This is a genomic window from Pseudomonas sp. GW821-FHT09H03 (genome assembly GCF_059415945.1).
The window spans coordinates 27,227-42,960 of sequence record NZ_JBWKOF010000008.1 but is presented as its reverse complement, the minus strand read 5'-3'; the positions used below and the strand labels follow the sequence as shown (position 1 = coordinate 42,960).

General features: G+C 60.2%; 13 protein-coding genes. 6 read left to right on the top strand and 7 right to left on the bottom strand.

Annotated features, from left to right (window positions below; genetic code table 11):
* Nucleotides 1-110 precede the first annotated feature (110 nt).
* The 6 genes from AC07OG_RS13020 to mreB form a co-directional block, all read right to left on the bottom strand.
* Nucleotides 111-3,914: a YhdP family protein gene (locus tag AC07OG_RS13020; protein WP_495067205.1), complete on the bottom strand. Its 3,804-nt coding sequence runs from the start codon at nt 3,912-3,914 to the stop codon at nt 111-113.
* Nucleotides 3,915-3,990: 76 nt separating this feature from the next.
* Nucleotides 3,991-5,448, bottom strand: coding sequence for a ribonuclease G (rng, locus tag AC07OG_RS13015; RefSeq protein ID WP_060542970.1), 1,458 nt, complete (start codon nt 5,446-5,448; stop codon nt 3,991-3,993).
* 67 nt (nt 5,449-5,515) lie between these two features.
* Entirely contained in the window at nt 5,516-6,103 is a 588-nt protein-coding gene (locus AC07OG_RS13010) for a Maf family protein (RefSeq protein ID WP_060542969.1), read from the bottom strand.
* A gap of 85 nt (nt 6,104-6,188) precedes the next feature.
* Complete coding sequence (gene mreD / locus AC07OG_RS13005) at nt 6,189-6,680, bottom strand: rod shape-determining protein MreD (protein WP_060542968.1); 492 nt, start codon at nt 6,678-6,680, stop codon at nt 6,189-6,191.
* Nucleotides 6,680-7,801, bottom strand: a complete 1,122-nt coding sequence (mreC, locus tag AC07OG_RS13000; RefSeq protein ID WP_495067325.1) for a rod shape-determining protein MreC — start codon at nt 7,799-7,801, stop codon at nt 6,680-6,682. Before mreC ends, mreD begins: the two co-directional genes overlap by 1 nt.
* A 143-nt stretch (nt 7,802-7,944) precedes the next feature.
* Complete coding sequence (gene mreB, locus AC07OG_RS12995) at nt 7,945-8,982, bottom strand: rod shape-determining protein MreB (protein WP_002555108.1); 1,038 nt, start codon at nt 8,980-8,982, stop codon at nt 7,945-7,947.
* Between the two features lie 211 nt (nt 8,983-9,193).
* On the opposite strand from mreB, the gene gatC reads away from it, so the two are divergent.
* From gatC to AC07OG_RS12965, 6 genes are all read left to right on the top strand, one after another.
* The gene (gene gatC, locus AC07OG_RS12990) at nt 9,194-9,481 is read left to right on the top strand and encodes an Asp-tRNA(Asn)/Glu-tRNA(Gln) amidotransferase subunit GatC (protein ID WP_007976465.1); all 288 of its coding nucleotides are present in this window, start codon (nt 9,194-9,196) and stop codon (nt 9,479-9,481) included.
* A 16-nt stretch (nt 9,482-9,497) separates the two neighbouring features.
* On the top strand, nt 9,498-10,949 hold the full coding sequence (gene gatA / locus AC07OG_RS12985) for an Asp-tRNA(Asn)/Glu-tRNA(Gln) amidotransferase subunit GatA (protein WP_218425617.1): 1,452 nt from the start codon (nt 9,498-9,500) through the stop codon (nt 10,947-10,949).
* 10 nt (nt 10,950-10,959) lie between these two features.
* Nucleotides 10,960-12,405, top strand: coding sequence for an Asp-tRNA(Asn)/Glu-tRNA(Gln) amidotransferase subunit GatB (gene gatB / locus AC07OG_RS12980; protein WP_060542965.1), 1,446 nt, complete (start codon nt 10,960-10,962; stop codon nt 12,403-12,405).
* A 225-nt stretch (nt 12,406-12,630) separates the two neighbouring features.
* Nucleotides 12,631-13,002: a septal ring lytic transglycosylase RlpA family protein gene (locus AC07OG_RS12975; protein ID WP_060542964.1), complete on the top strand. Its 372-nt coding sequence runs from the start codon at nt 12,631-12,633 to the stop codon at nt 13,000-13,002.
* A 50-nt stretch (nt 13,003-13,052) separates the two neighbouring features.
* Nucleotides 13,053-14,114, top strand: a complete 1,062-nt coding sequence (locus AC07OG_RS12970) for a calcium/sodium antiporter (protein ID WP_060542963.1) — start codon at nt 13,053-13,055, stop codon at nt 14,112-14,114.
* Nucleotides 14,111-14,491: a carboxymuconolactone decarboxylase family protein gene (locus AC07OG_RS12965; RefSeq protein ID WP_060542962.1), complete on the top strand. Its 381-nt coding sequence runs from the start codon at nt 14,111-14,113 to the stop codon at nt 14,489-14,491. Before AC07OG_RS12970 ends, AC07OG_RS12965 begins: the two co-directional genes overlap by 4 nt.
* A gap of 155 nt (nt 14,492-14,646) precedes the next feature.
* On the opposite strand, the gene AC07OG_RS12960 is transcribed toward AC07OG_RS12965, so the two are convergent.
* A complete protein-coding gene (locus AC07OG_RS12960) occupies nt 14,647-15,588 on the bottom strand; it encodes an AEC family transporter (protein ID WP_218425618.1) in 942 nt (313 codons plus the stop codon).
* Nucleotides 15,589-15,734: the final 146 nt, after the last annotated feature.

The following is a 15,734-nucleotide window of genomic DNA, read 5'->3' as shown; positions in this document are numbered from 1 at the left end:
GTTTCAGGTAGCACGCGTAATCGTTCACGCCCATCGCGAGCGGGCTCGCTCCTACAGGGGTAAGCGATGGACTATGACCATGCTACTCCATAGGTCCGGAAAATGGTTTCTCAAAAAGGTTTGTCGAAGGTGATCTGCGGTTCTTTCCAGGGCCCCTTGACGGTGTATTTCACACTGGCGAAACGGGACACGCGATCACCGATCAACTTGTCGATCAGGAACAGCGCGCCGCCGATGGCCGGTGCGCCGACGATCAATGCGGCGATCGGCAAGTTGTTGGTGACCGGCAAGGTCACCAGCAGTTTCGCGTCGATCCGGTCGGCCACCGCGTTCAGGGTGCCATCGAGTTCAATATTGCTCGAAGGACCGGTCATCCGGATTGGCTCACGGGTGACGTACACGCCGTTGTCCGCCACCAGCAGGCCCTTGACCCGGTCATAGCTCAAGCCCTTGCCGAACAGGTCGGAGAAGTCCAGGCGCAAGCGCCGGCCAATCGAGTTGAAGTTGAGCAGGCCAAACACTCGCAACGCAGAAGCACTACCCTCTACCTCGACGAATTGACCTTCGTTGAGCGAAGCATCGAGGGTACCGGAGAAGCGCTTGGTCGCCAGCCATGCCGGGGAACCCGGCCAGCGCCCATCGACATCCATATGGAACTCCTGGCTGGTGACGCTCGGTGCATAGCCCCAGCCCTTGAGCACATCGGCGAGATTCTTGCCGCTGATCCGGCCCTTGTACCAGCTGGAACTCGCTCCGGGTTTGCCTTCCCAACCACCGCTGCCCGCCAGCATGATTCCCTTGAGGCCCAGGTCCAGCGCATTCAGGACGATGCCCTTGGCCGTCGGACGAATCTTCAGTGACCAGGCGCCCACCAGGTCCTGGCCCTGTAACAACTGCTTGATGGTGATGTCCATCGCCGGGATTTTCGTCGGGTCCACCGAGGCCAGCGGGTCCGGTGAGTTTTCATCGGCCAGCACGGTCGGGTCCGGTGCCGGCAGGCGCACGTATTGCAGATTGATCACAATCGGCGCGCCACTCGCATCGGGAACAGCCGCGCTGCCCTTGACCTGCTGACTGTCGAGTTGCAGCGCCCAGGACGCCGGCTTACGTGTCAGTTGAACCGATGCCTGATCGAGGGTCGTGCCGATGCCACTGAGCTTGCCGACCTTGATGTCCGCGCCGCTGAGCAATTGCTTGGCACTGCCGGTGGGGTCCTGGCCGGCGTACTTGTCCAGCAGATCCTTCCACGGGCCAACATCCAGCTCAGACAGTTCGCCCCGTATCCGCAGGCCCTTTGTTCCGGGTAAAACCGCATTGCCACCGCCCAGGAAAAGCTCCCCGCGACCATCGCCGAAGTTGCCGGCAGGGGCAGCAAAGGTAAAGTTCGCCAGATCGGCGTAGTTGACCCAATAGCGTCGCTCTTCGCCCTGCAATGTCATGCGAAATGTCGTATCGCGCCCGGCATCGGCCGCCAGCCCGAACGGTGCCGGCAGATCCACCGCCACCCCCTTGAGGCTGGAATTGACCATCAACTGGCTGTCGGCACCGTCGAGGGTCAGTTGCAGTTGATAGGGAATCACGCCACTGACCGGCAGCGGCTGGGTCACACTCAGCCATTCGGTGAGTTTCTTCACCTCGACCTGACCGGAAGCGGTGACACGGGTATTAAGCTTGCCGGCGCGGCCATCGGCAAAAATCTGCGCGGTCACCGGTTTGTCGAAGGCTCTCGCGCTGATGTTTTGCCCGCTCAGACCCTTGGTGCTGTCAAAACGGAAATCACCTTTGAGCTGGGTCAATTCCAGTGGCGGCTCGGCCAATTTCAAGCGCGCCTTGGCGGTCTTGAAGTCGACGAGAATTTTCGGCTCCTCGCCTTTGGCCAATGGAATATCCAGCTTGAGCTTGCCTTGCAGTTCACCCTCGCCTTCCCAGCCGGCAAAGGTGTCGGCAGTTCCGATCGGCGCTTCCTTGAGGATTTTCAGGCCGTCGCCCAATCCACCCGAAAAACCGCCATCGAGGAACAAATGAACGTTCTGCCCGTCAGGCACATGGGGAATGTTGACGTAAACGTCGCTGACCTGGGTGTCGAGCAGTTGGCCCTTGCTGGCCAGCACCCGCACTCCGCTGTCTTCAACGAACACGTCACCTGTGACCTTGCTGACGTGCGGCCAGCCCGGCTGGAACGCCAACTCGGCATCGTGCACTTTGAAAAACAGACTGATACTGCGCGCCGTTTCCGCCGCGCCGTGATTCAACGATCCCTGGTACTGAAAGAAACCTTCATCCACCGCGCCCTTGAGAATCGCTGTGCGCAACCATCCATCCAGCGCCGGGCTGAGGACTGCCGGCAGATACTTGGCGGTATAGCGACCATCGCCCTCCACCATGCCCACACGCAGGTCCATGTAGTCTTCTTGGGCGGGATCGAAAAACAGACGGATCAGGAAGTCGCCGGCAATCTTGCCTTCTTCGCCCAACACCTTCAGATACGGCGCGACGAGGGTGAAACTGTCTTTGTCGAGCTTCCAGGTCAACCGTGCATTGGCCTGAATGTATTGCCATGGTTTAGCGAATATCGGGTCCAGGTGCAGCATGAAATCCTTGCTGTCCATGCGCAATTCCCCGTGCCCCAGGTCACCGCTGATGCTGCCCGTGACATTTCGTGCCGCCGGGGCGCCGTGATAGGCGTCGAAGCCCACCTGATCGAGGTTGGCGGCAAAGCTGAACTTGCTGTCGTCGGTAGCATTGGGACGAACATCAATCAGCACGTTACGCAGGCTGCCAATGACTTTGAGACGCTCGACCGTCTTGGCCAGCCCCTCTGGTAACGGCGCCAAGGCGTTGAGCAACGGCGTGAGTGGCGTGAGGTCGAGTCGATCCGCTTGCAGGTGCCAGAGTTCCAAGGACTTGTCGGTGGCGGCGCTTTGCTTGAGCTGCAGATGCGTTTCCCAGCGGGTCTCGCCAAAGTTCATGGCCAGGGAGTCGAGGCTCACCAACACACCTTCGCTGCTGCGCTGGAAATAGCCGTTGAGCGCCAGATTGTGGATCTGGATCGGTTTGCGTTCGGCGTAGGCCCCCTTGAGTTGCGGCGCGTTCAGTCGCACAGCGCCGCTCTGCATGGCACCCTCGCTCCAGTTCAGCCACAGCTCGCCGCCAGCCTTGAACTCGGAGAAATTCCATTGCTGGGTCAGGGTTTCAGGCAACCATTTCGACCAGTCGCTTTGCGGCAGGCTCACATAAACCTGCGCTTCGCCGTCTTTCCAATGGCTGGCACGAATGCGCGTACGCAGGCTCATGGCTACCGGCTGACCATCGGGCAGGGTCAAGCGGGCATCCAGGCGTTGACGGGAAGGACCGGTTTTCAGGTTCAAGCCGACATACTTCAGGGTCAGCGGCGATTCTCCCCACGGCTGCAAAGTGATCTGGCTATCGAGTACCGACAACCGCTGAATCATTTGCATACGATTGAGCAACTGTTCCGGGTCGAGGGGCTGGTCGTCCTTCACCGGCAAGCCTTCCAGGGACCACCGACCGTCATCACCTTGCTTGAGGCTGATTTTCAGGCCATTGAGCTCCAGATGAGCGATCCGCACTTCACGCGCCAGCAAGCTGCCCCAAAGGTCCGGAACGGCGCGCACTTTTTCCAGGTGCAGTGCGTTGGCGCCGTCGCCGACCGTCACATCATGAGCGGAAAGGATGGGGGCGAGCCCGCTCCAGTTGCCTTCCAGTTCGCCAATCTGCAGCGGCATGCCCAAGGCTTGGGTGGCTCTGGTTTCGATTTCGCCACGGTATTCGGCCACCAGCGGCGTCAGCTCTCGCCCGAGGCTGACATAGAGCGCCATCACCACCAAAACCAACGCGCACAGGCCCAGACCCCAGCGGATCAGTGCGGCCAAAATGCGTGTCAGACGGTCCATGTCGGATGGCTCCCATGGCAAAAAAATTTGCAAAAAGCTGAGGCCAGCCTTTGTGGAACGGTTGCAACGTAGGGATTCAGAGCAACACCACGTCGTATTGTTCCTGGGAATACATGGTTTCTACCTGAAAGCGAATGGTGCGCCCGATAAATCCTTCCAGCTCGGCGACATTGCCCGACTCTTCATCAAGCAGGCGGTCGACGACTTTCTGGTTCGCCAATACACGATAGCCTTCCGCCTCATAGGCGCGAGCCTCCCGCAGGATTTCCCGGAAGATTTCGTAGCATATGGTTTCGGCGGTCTTGAGCTTGCCGCGGCCCTGGCAACAGCTGCATGGCTCGCACAGCACTTGCTCAAGGCTTTCGCGGGTGCGCTTGCGGGTCATCTGCACCAGGCCCAACTCGGTGATACCGATGATGTTGGTCTTGGCGTGATCGCGCTCCAGTTGCTTCTCGAGCGTGCGCAGCACCTGACGCTGATGCTCTTCGTCTTCCATGTCGATGAAGTCGATGATGATGATGCCGCCCAGGTTGCGCAGGCGCAGCTGACGGGCAATAGCGGTGGCGGCTTCGAGATTGGTCTTGAAGATGGTTTCTTCGAGATTGCGATGACCGACGAATGCCCCGGTGTTCACGTCAATGGTAGTCATTGCCTCCGCCGGATCCACTACCAGATAGCCCCCGGACTTGAGCGGGACTTTGCGCTCGAGGGCTTTCTGGATTTCGTCTTCGACGCCGTACAGGTCGAAAATAGGCCGCTCACCCGGATAGTGCTCCAGACGATCGGCAATTTCCGGCATCAATTCGGCGACGAACTGTGTGGTTTTCTGGAAGGTTTCCCGCGAATCGATACGGATCTTCTCGATCTTCGGGCTCACCAGGTCTCGCAGGGTGCGGAGCGCCAGGCCGAGGTCTTCGTAAATCACGCTCGGCGCACTAATGGTTTTGATCTGGGCGTTGATCTGGTCCCACAGGCGGCGCAGGTAGCGGATGTCCATGAGAATTTCATCGCCCCCGGCACCTTCGGCCGCCGTTCGCAGGATGAAACCACCGGCTTCCTTGATGCCTTCCTTGGCCACGCAATCGGTGACCACTTGCTTGAGGCGCTCGCGCTCGGCTTCGTCTTCGATCTTCAGGGAAATGCCGACGTGGGCGGTGCGCGGCATATACACCAGATAACGCGACGGGATCGACAACTGAGTGGTCAGGCGCGCGCCCTTGGAGCCAATTGGGTCCTTGGTGACTTGCACCACCAGACTCTGGCCTTCGTGTACCAGCGCGCTGATGCTCTCGACTGCCGGGCCTTCACGCAGGGAAATTTCCGAAGCATGAATGAACGCGGCCCGATCAAGGCCGATGTCGACAAAAGCCGCCTGCATACCCGGCAATACCCGCACGACTTTGCCTTTGTAGATATTGCCGACGATTCCGCGTTTCTGCGTGCGCTCGACATGGACCTCTTGCAGCACACCGTTTTCGACCACCGCCACACGCGATTCCATCGGCGTGATGTTGATCAGGATCTCTTCACTCATGGCAGGGTCTCGCTCAGGCATGTTCACGATAATGGCCGCATCTTGTCAGTACGACGCTCAGCGCGCGTTAAAGGGTTTGCCAACAGGGTATGCCGAAATGGCCGAGCAACTCGAAGGTTTCGCACAGCGGCAATCCGACCACCGCCGAATAACTTCCTGCAAGCCCGGCGACGAACACTGCACCCAGGCCTTGAATACCGTAGCCTCCAGCCTTGTCACGTGGCTCGCCGCTGGCCCAGTAGGCCGCCGCTTCATCGCGACTGATGTCACGAAAACGCACCTGACTGGTGATCACCCGGGATTCGCAACGCTCGCCATCGAGTACGGCAATCGCGGTCAAGACCTGATGCTCACCACCGGACAGCATCATCAGCATGGCGCATGCGTCGGCTTCATCCAGCGGTTTGCCGAGAATTTTTCCGTCGAGCACCACGGCGGTATCGGCGCCGAGCACACAAAACGGATTTTCAGACACCACAGCATCGTATCCGGCCCTGGCCTTGCCGCGCGCCAGACGCTCGACATAGGCCGGCGGGGATTCTTGATGCAAGGGGGTTTCATCGATGTCCGCACTGACAGCGGCGAACGGCACGCCGATCTGCGTGAGCAGTTCACGCCGACGCGGCGAGCCAGAGGCGAGGTACAGCTGTTTCATCGAGACATCTCCCTGTTTAGTGCCCTGCTCACCAATACTGTTCCTTTTTGGCGGCGTCACCGGTGCGGGCCAATGCCTGACCGAATCAATTGATTTTGTAGCGTCGACTTAATCCGCGCAAACCGAAACTGATCCAGGGCCACAGCAATGCGCTGACCAATGCCGGCAGCACCAACGCCAGGGTTGGCTGACGGTTGCCGGTCAAGGCGCTCAGCCATAGCTGAACCAGCTGCGCGAGGCCGAAAATCACCAGGATCACCAGGCTCTGTTGCCACATCGGGAACATGCGCAGTCGTTGCTGCAGCGCCAGCACCAGGTAAGTGATAAGGGTCAGGATCAATGCGTTCTGCCCCAGCAGCGTGCCGTACAGCACGTCTTCAGCCAGGCCCAGGCACCACGCGGTCGCCATGCCGACTTTCTGCGGCAGGGCCAGTGCCCAGAACGCCAGCAGCAAGGCCAGCCACAGCGGGCGCAGGACTTCCATGAATTGTGGCAACGGCGAAACGCTGAGCAACAGGCCGACGGCGAACGTCAGCCAGACTATCCAGCCGTTACGGGATGCTTTGACACCAGCCATTATTCTCTTCCCCCTGGAGTGGCCGGCGCGGAGACTGGCGGTTTGACAGCTGGCTTCACGACAGCGGGTGGCTTCGCCGGAGCGGCGGCAGCCGGTTTAGCCGGGGTGACTGCCGGGGCTGTAGCAGCAGGTGCAGCGGCCGGAGCTGTGGCAGCAGGTGCAGCGGCCGGAGCGGCTGGCGTAGCCGCAGCGGCCGGACTGACCAGTTTCGGCACGGTCGCCGGAATGACCGGACCACCGCCCTGCGCGTCCAGACTTTCCTGGGCCTGGGCGGCGTCGTTGGCACGCTCTTCCGGGGTACGGGTGTCGCTGAACACCAGCAGCAGGTAACGGCTGCGGTTCAAAGCAGCGGTCGGTACGGCTCGGACGATGGCAAATGGCTGGCCGGAATCATGAATCACTTCCTTGACGGTCGCGACCGGGTAACCTGCCGGGAAACGTTGACCCAGGCCCGAGCTGACCAGCAGATCGCCTTCCTTGATGTCAGCGGTGTCCGCCACGTGGCGCAACTCCAGGCGTTCCGGGTTACCGGTGCCGCTGGCAATAGCGCGCAGACCGTTGCGGTTTACCTGTACCGGAATGCTGTGGGTGGTATCGGTCAGCAACAGGACACGGGAGGTATACGGCATCAACTCGACCACCTGCCCCATCAGGCCACGGGCATCGAGCACCGGCTGACCGAGGATCACGCCGTCGCGCTCACCCTTGTTGATGATGATGCGATGGGTGAACGGGTTGGGATCCATGCCGATCAACTCGGCCACTTCGACCTTCTCGTTGACCAGCGCGGATGAGTTGAGCAACTCGCGCAGCCGAACGTTCTGCTCGGTCAGGGCGGCAAGCTTCTGCATGCGCCCCTGCAACAGCAAGTTTTCGGTCTTGAGTTTTTCGTTTTCGGCGACGAGTTCGGTCCGGCTGCCAAACTGGCTGGCCACACCTTGCCATAGCCTCTGCGGCAGGTCGGTGATCCAGTAAGACTGCATCAATACCAGCGACATTTGGCTACGCACTGGCTTAAGCAGTGTGAAGCGGGCATCGAACACCATCAGCGCGACCGACAGCACGACCAGCACCAACAAGCGCACGCCCAGTGAGGGACCCTTGGTGAAAAGCGGTTTAATAAGCCGCTCCTCCCAGGCAAATATTTTCTTTATTCATACGGCATCAAACCGGCCTGGATGCAGAGTGACAGAAGATAAACGCCAACAGGCAGCACTGCAAAGTGCCGCCTGCGCGCTCAACAGCATAGAGGCAATCCGGCGACTTATTCGCTGGAGAGCAGATCCATGGTGTGTTTATCCATCATTTCCAATGCACGGCCACCACCGCGAGCAACGCAGGTCAGTGGGTCTTCGGCGACGATCACCGGCAGACCGGTTTCCTGGGCCAGCAACTTGTCGAGGTCACGCAGCAAGGCGCCACCACCGGTCAGCACCAGGCCACGCTCGGCGATGTCGGAAGCCAGTTCCGGCGGCGATTGCTCCAGGGCGCTTTTCACGGCTTGAACGATAGTGGCCAGGGACTCTTGCAGAGCTTCCAGCACTTCGTTGGAGTTCAGGGTGAATGCGCGTGGAACGCCTTCAGCCAGGTTACGGCCACGAACGTCGACTTCACGAACTTCGCCGCCCGGGTAGGCAGTACCGATTTCCTGCTTGATGCGCTCGGCGGTGGATTCGCCGATCAGGCTGCCGTAGTTGCGACGCACATAGGTGATGATCGCTTCGTCGAAGCGGTCGCCGCCAACCCGTACGGATTCGGCGTAAACCACACCGTTCAGGGAGATCAGCGCGATTTCAGTGGTACCACCACCGATATCCACGACCATCGAACCGCGAGCTTCCTCAACCGGCAGGCCGGCACCGATCGCAGCGGCCATTGGCTCTTCGATCAGGAACACTTCACGGGCACCGGCACCAAGGGCCGATTCACGGATGGCACGACGCTCAACCTGGGTGGATTTGCATGGAACGCAGATCAGCACACGAGGGCTGGGCTGCAGGAAGCTGTTTTCGTGAACCTTGTTGATGAAGTACTGCAGCATCTTTTCGCAGACACTGAAGTCGGCGATCACGCCATCCTTCATCGGACGAATGGCAGCAATGTTGCCCGGCGTTCGGCCCAACATGCGCTTCGCTTCGGTGCCGACAGCTACGACACTTTTCTGGTTACCGTGTGTCCGAATAGCCACAACCGATGGCTCATTCAGGACGATACCGCGCTCGCGCACGTAAATAAGGGTGTTGGCAGTGCCCAGGTCAATGGAAAGATCGCTGGAAAACATGCCACGCAGTTTCTTGAACATGGGAAAGGGACCCTAGGCAACGCGTGGGTAAAAAAGTGCGGCAAACTCTAACAACGACAGGGATTTTGGGCAAGGCGCCAATATGTTAAATTGGCCGCTTTTCTGTGCACCAAGCCCCACAATCGCGGCCTTATGACCGTAGAAGTGCGGTAGTGTTCCGACAATCTAACACACGGACGCCGTCCGTTCTGTTTTCCACTGGAGAATCCCAATGGCGCTTGAACGCTCCGACGTGGAAAAAATCGCTCATCTGGCCTGTCTGGGCCTCAATGATGCCGATCTTCCACACATCACTTCGGCCCTAAACAGCATTCTCGGGCTGGTCGACGAAATGCAGGCGGTCAATACCGACGGTATCGAGCCGCTGGCCCACCCACTGGAAGCCAGCCAGCGCCTGCGCGCAGACGTCGTGACCGAGACCAATAACCGCGAGGCCTACCAGTCCATCGCACCAGCGGTCGAAAACGGCCTGTACCTGGTTCCGAAAGTCATCGACTAAAGGGAAAGAGCCTGCAATGCATCAATTGACTCTGGCCGAGATCGCCCGCGGACTCGCCGATAAAAAGTTTTCTTCCGAAGAGCTGACCAAGGTCCTGCTGGCGCGTATCGCCCAGCTCGATCCACAGCTCAACAGTTTCATCAGCCTCACCGAAGACCTGGCGCTGTCGCAGGCGAAAGCCGCTGACGCCCGCCGGGCCAATGGTGAGAGCGGTGCCCTGCTCGGTGCGCCGATCGCCCACAAAGACCTGTTCTGCACCCAGGGCATTCGCACCAGCTGCGGCTCGAAGATGCTCGACAACTTCAAGGCACCCTACGACGCGACCGTCGTCGCCAAGCTGGCCGCTGCCGGGGCCGTGACCCTGGGCAAGACCAACATGGACGAATTCGCCATGGGTTCGGCCAACGAGTCGAGCTACTACGGCGCAGTGAAAAACCCGTGGAACCTGGAACACGTTCCGGGCGGTTCGTCCGGCGGTTCGGCCGCCGCGGTTGCCGCTCGTCTGTTGCCTGCCGCTACCGGCACCGACACCGGTGGTTCCATTCGTCAGCCCGCTGCGTTGACCAACCTGACTGGCCTGAAACCGACGTACGGTCGTGTTTCACGCTGGGGCATGATCGCTTACGCCTCAAGCCTGGATCAGGGCGGACCGATGGCACGCACCGCCGAAGACTGCGCGATTTTGTTACAAGGCATGGCAGGCTTCGATGCAAACGACTCCACCAGCATCGATGAGCCGGTGCCAGACTACAGCGCCAGCCTCAACGGCTCGCTGCAAGGCCTGCGCATCGGCGTGCCGAAAGAGTATTTCAGCGCCGGTCTCGACCCGCGCATCGCCGAGCTGATCCACAACAGCGTCAAGGAGCTGGAAAAGCTCGGCGCCGTGATCAAGGAAATCAGCCTGCCGAACATGCAGCACGCGATTCCTGCGTACTACGTGATCGCCCCGGCGGAAGCTTCTTCCAACCTGTCGCGTTTCGATGGGGTGCGCTTCGGCTACCGCTGCGAGAACCCGGTCAACCTGATCGACCTGTACAAACGCTCCCGTGGCGAAGGCTTCGGCCCGGAAGTACAGCGTCGGATCATGGTCGGTGCCTACGCACTGTCCGCCGGTTACTACGACGCCTACTACCTGAAGGCGCAGAAGATCCGTCGCTTGATCAAGAACGACTTCATGGCTGCCTTCAATGAGGTCGACATCATCCTCGGCCCAACCACGCCGAACCCGGCCTGGAAGCTCGGCGCCAAGAACAGCGACCCGGTCGCTGCGTACCTGGAAGACGTCTACACCATCACCGCCAACCTCGCGGGCCTGCCGGGCCTGTCGATGCCAGCAGGTTTTGTCGACGGTCTGCCGGTCGGCGTGCAGTTGCTCGCTCCGTATTTCCAGGAAGGCCGCTTGCTCAACGTTGCGCACCAGTATCAGTTACACACTGACTGGCACACCCGCACCCCAACCGGCTTCTGAGGAGACACACATGCAATGGGAAGTCGTGATCGGGCTGGAGATTCATACCCAGCTCACCACCCGGTCGAAAATCTTTTCCGGTAGTTCCACCACCTTCGGTTCCGAGCCGAACACCCAGGCCAGCCTGATCGACCTGGGCATGCCCGGCGTGTTGCCGGTGCTGAACCAGGAAGCTGTGCGCATGGCGGTGATGTTCGGTCTGGCGATTGACGCCGAGATCGGCCAGCACAACGTGTTCGCCCGTAAAAACTACTTTTACCCGGACCTGCCCAAGGGCTACCAGATCAGCCAGATGGAATTGCCGATCGTCGGCAAGGGACACCTGGACATCGCCCTGGAAGACGGCACGGTCAAACGTGTCGGCATCACCCGCGCACACCTGGAAGAAGACGCCGGCAAGAGCCTGCACGAAGAATTCAACGGTGCCAGCGGCATCGATCTGAACCGTGCCGGCACGCCGCTGCTGGAAATCGTTTCCGAGCCGGACATGCGCAGCGCCAAGGAAGCCGTGGCTTACGTCAAGGCGATCCACGCGCTGGTGCGTTACCTGGGGATTTGCGATGGCAACATGGCCGAAGGCTCGCTGCGTTGCGACTGCAACGTGTCGATCCGTCCAAAAGGCCAGGTCGAGTTTGGCACCCGCTGCGAGATCAAGAACGTCAACTCGTTCCGTTTCATCGAGAAGGCGATCAACTCCGAGATTCAGCGTCAGATCGAGCTGATCGAAGACGGCGGCAAAGTGATCCAGCAGACCCGTCTGTACGATCCTAACAAGGACGAAACCCGTCCGATGCGCAGCAAAGAGGAGGCCAACGACTACCGTTACTTCCCTGACCCGGACCTGCTGCCAGTCGTGATCGAAAGCTCGTTCCTCGACGACGTGCGCGCCACCCTGCCGGAACTGCCACCGCAAAAGCGCGAGCGCTTCCAGGAGCAGTTCGGCCTGTCGGTCTACGACGCCAGCGTTCTGGCGACCAGCCGCGAACAGGCCGACTACTTCGAGAAAGTCGCGAGCATCGGCGGCGACGCCAAGCTGGCGGCGAACTGGGTGATGGTCGAGTTGGGCAGCCTGCTCAACAAGCAAGGCCTGGACATTGAAGAGTCGCCAGTTTCGGCCGAGCAATTGGGCGGCATGCTGTTGCGCATCAAGGACAACACCATCTCCGGCAAGATCGCCAAGGTCGTGTTTGAAGCGATGGCCAACGGCGAAGGCAGCGCAGACGAGATTATCGACAAGCGCGGCCTCAAGCAGGTTACCGACACCGGCGCCATTTCGGCGGTGCTGGACGAAATGCTCGCGGCCAACGCCGAGCAGGTCGAACAATACCGCGCGGCAGATGAAGCCAAGCGCGGCAAAATGTTCGGCTTCTTTGTCGGCCAGGCCATGAAAGCCTCCAAAGGCAAGGCCAACCCGCAACAGGTCAACGAACTGCTCAAAAGCAAGCTCGAAGGCTGATGCAAATGGAGCCAGCTCTAAAATCTGGCTCCAACCCCCTGTGGGAGCGGGCTTTTGTGGCGAGGGGGCTTGCCCCCGTTGGGTTGCACAGCAATCCCGATACTTGAAAACTCGGTGTGTCAGATAGACTCCGAATGCAGGTATTGGGGCTGCTGGGCAACCCAACGGGGGCACGCCCCCTCGCCACATTGGCTCTGTCCCACAATAGCTTCGGGAAAACCTTGAATGAAACGTCTGCTTGGCGCCTGCGCCCTCCTCTCGCTGCTGGCCGGTTGCGCCAGCACCGACACCGTCGATCCGCATGGCTACGACAAAACTGGCGTAGCCTCGTACTACGGCGCCAAACACCAAGGCAAGCGCACCGCCAGTGGCGAGCGTTTTGACAAGAATTCCATGACCGCCGCCCACCGCCAGCTACCCTTCGGTACACGGGTGAAGGTCACCAATCTGAAAAACGACAAGTCCTGTGTGGTGCGCATCAATGATCGTGGGCCGCACACCCGTGGACGTCTGATCGACCTTTCCCACGAAGCCGCCGAACGCCTGGGCATGGTCAAGAGCGGTACCGCGCGGGTTCGTGTGCAAGCCCTCGACTGATAGACGGAGCCACAACCATTTTCGGATTAGACGACCTACCCCTGATCAGCGTGATCGAATTGCTCAGCGGGCTATGCCTGCTGATAGCCGGCGCCGAACTGATGGTGCGCGCCGCCGTACGCCTGGCCGCACGCTTGCATGTGCGCCCGCTGATCATCGGCCTGACCATCGTCGCCCTCGGCAGCAGCGCCCCGCAGATGGCCGTCAGCCTGCAAGCCACCCTGGCCAACAACACCGACATCGCCGTCGGCAGCGTGATTGGCAGCAGCATTTTCAACATCCTAGTCACGCTCGGGTTGTCTGCGCTGATCATTCCCTTGCGCGTGTCCCGGCAATTGGTGCGCCTGGATATTCCACTGATGATCGGCGCCAGCCTGCTGGTGTCCATACTGGCCTGGAATGAACAACTGACCCGGACCGACGGCGTGGTGCTGCTGATAGCACTGGCGCTGTATCTGGGTCTGTTGCTGCGCCAGTCCCGGCACTCGGCGCGTCCGGTATCGAGCCAGGGACGCAACACGCAAGCACCCTGGTTCAGCAGCTTGCTGATGATCGTTGCCGGACTGGCGATGCTGGTGTACGCCGGGCACCTGCTGCTTGGGGCCGCAGTGGTGGTCGCCACCGATCTGGGGTTGTCGGAGCGCATCATTGGCCTGACCATCGTCGCAATCAGTACATCGTTGCCCGAGCTGGCCACTTCATTGATCGCCGCGCTACGTGGTCAGCGCGATATCGCCGTGGGCAACGTGATCGGCAGTAACCTGTTCAATCTTCTGGGAGTGCTCGGTTTCACGGCGCTCGTGGCGCCGTCGCCATTGTCGGTGTCGCCCAATGCCCTGGATTTCGACCTGCCAGTGATGCTCGGCGTGGCAGTGCTGTGCCTGCCGTTATTTTATTCCGGCTATCGGGTGACCCGCGCCGAAGGCCTGCTGTTTCTGGGCCTTTATATGGCCTATGGGCTGCACGTGGTGTCGTTCACCACCGGCATGCCCCTGGCCGGCAAGCTTGAGCACCTGATGCTGTTTTTCGTTTTGCCGGCGCTGGTGGCGTTTTTGCTATTCACGTCACTGCGCGCCTGGCGTCGCCAACACCATAAAAAGGAATCGCCATGACCGAGCATAAAAAACCCGGCGTTGAAGTCCGCCGCCAAGTGATGGGCGACGCCTTCGTCGACCGGGCACTGGGCAATGCCACCGAGTTCACCCAGCCGCTGCAGGATTTCGTCAATGAACACGCCTGGGGTGGCGTGTGGAATCGCGAAGGCCTGCCGCTGAAGACCCGCAGCCTGATCACCCTCGCCGCCTTGACCGCACTCAAATGCCCGCAAGAGTTGAAAGGTCACGTGCGCGGTGCGCTGAACAACGGTTGCACCGTGGACGAGATTCGCGAGGCGCTGCTGCATTGCGCAGTGTATGCAGGCGTGCCGGCGGCGATCGATGCGTTTCGGGCGGCGCAGGAAGTGATTGATAGTTACCAACAACCCACGTGAGTCATTGGGATTCCGGTTGCCTGATCTGACGCCTTCGCGAGCAAGCCCGCTCCCACAGGTTCCTATGTGGTTCTGAAATTTAATTCACACAAAAGAACCCTGTGGGAGCGGGCTTGCCCGCGAAGAGGCCCGAGAGCACACCACAACACTGCCAGTCAGATCCACCCACCCCACTGCAACAAAAAGATCCCGATATTAGTCGTCACCGCCGCCATCAACGTGGTGATGACGATAATCGCCGCCGCCAGTTCATGATTGCCATCCGCCGCCCGCGCCATTACAAAACTGGCTGCGGCGGTCGGGCTGCCGAAGTACAGGAACAGAATCCCCAGTTCCGCCCCGCGAAAGCCCCATAACCATGCGCCCAGCGTCGCCAGTATCGGCAATCCGAGCATTTTCACCAGGCTGGAACTGAGCGCCATCTTGCCGCTTTTGCGCAGCGCCGCCAGTGACAGCGTGCCGCCGATACAGATCAGCGCCAGCGGCAAAGTGGTTTGCGCCAGGTATTGGCCGGACGTTTCCAGCCACCCAGGCAAGCCGATCTGGAAATAGGCGAACGGGGCAGCGGCAATCACGCTGATGATCAGCGGATTGCTGAAAACACTTTTGCAGATGCTCCAGGGATCGGACTTGATCACCGGGCTGTATACCGCCAGGACGATGGTCGAGAGCGTGTTGTAGAACAGAATCACCAGCGCCGCGAGAATCGCCCCGAGGGAAATACCGTAGTCGCCGTACATGCTCGCTGCCAGCGCCAGGCCGATCACACCGTTGTTGCCGCGAAAGGCCCCCTGGGTATAAATCCCCCGATCCTCCCGCGGGCACTTGAAGATCGCCCAGCCCCAGGCGATGGCAAAACACGCCAGGGTCGCCAGGGAGAAGTAGATCAGCAGAGCCGGTTGCAGCGCGGCGTGCAGGTCGGCATGCAGGATGCCCAGAAACAGCAGCGCCGGCATGGTGACGTTGAACACCAGGGACGACGCGGTGTGGATGAAGTTGTCGTTGATCCAGTCGATGCGTTTGAGCAACACACCGAGAAACAGCATGGCGAACACCGGGGCGGTGATGTTCAGGGTTTCGAGGAAAATTGCCAGCATGCCGGAGGGAACCTTGAAGGTGTCGTTAGTTGGCTAATGATAAGCCACCAAGGACTTCGGCGTCTGGGAGATCGCCTTCGCGAGCAAGGCCGCTCCCACATTTGATCGCATTCGCTCAGGCTACATGCGGTCGAATGTGGGAGCGG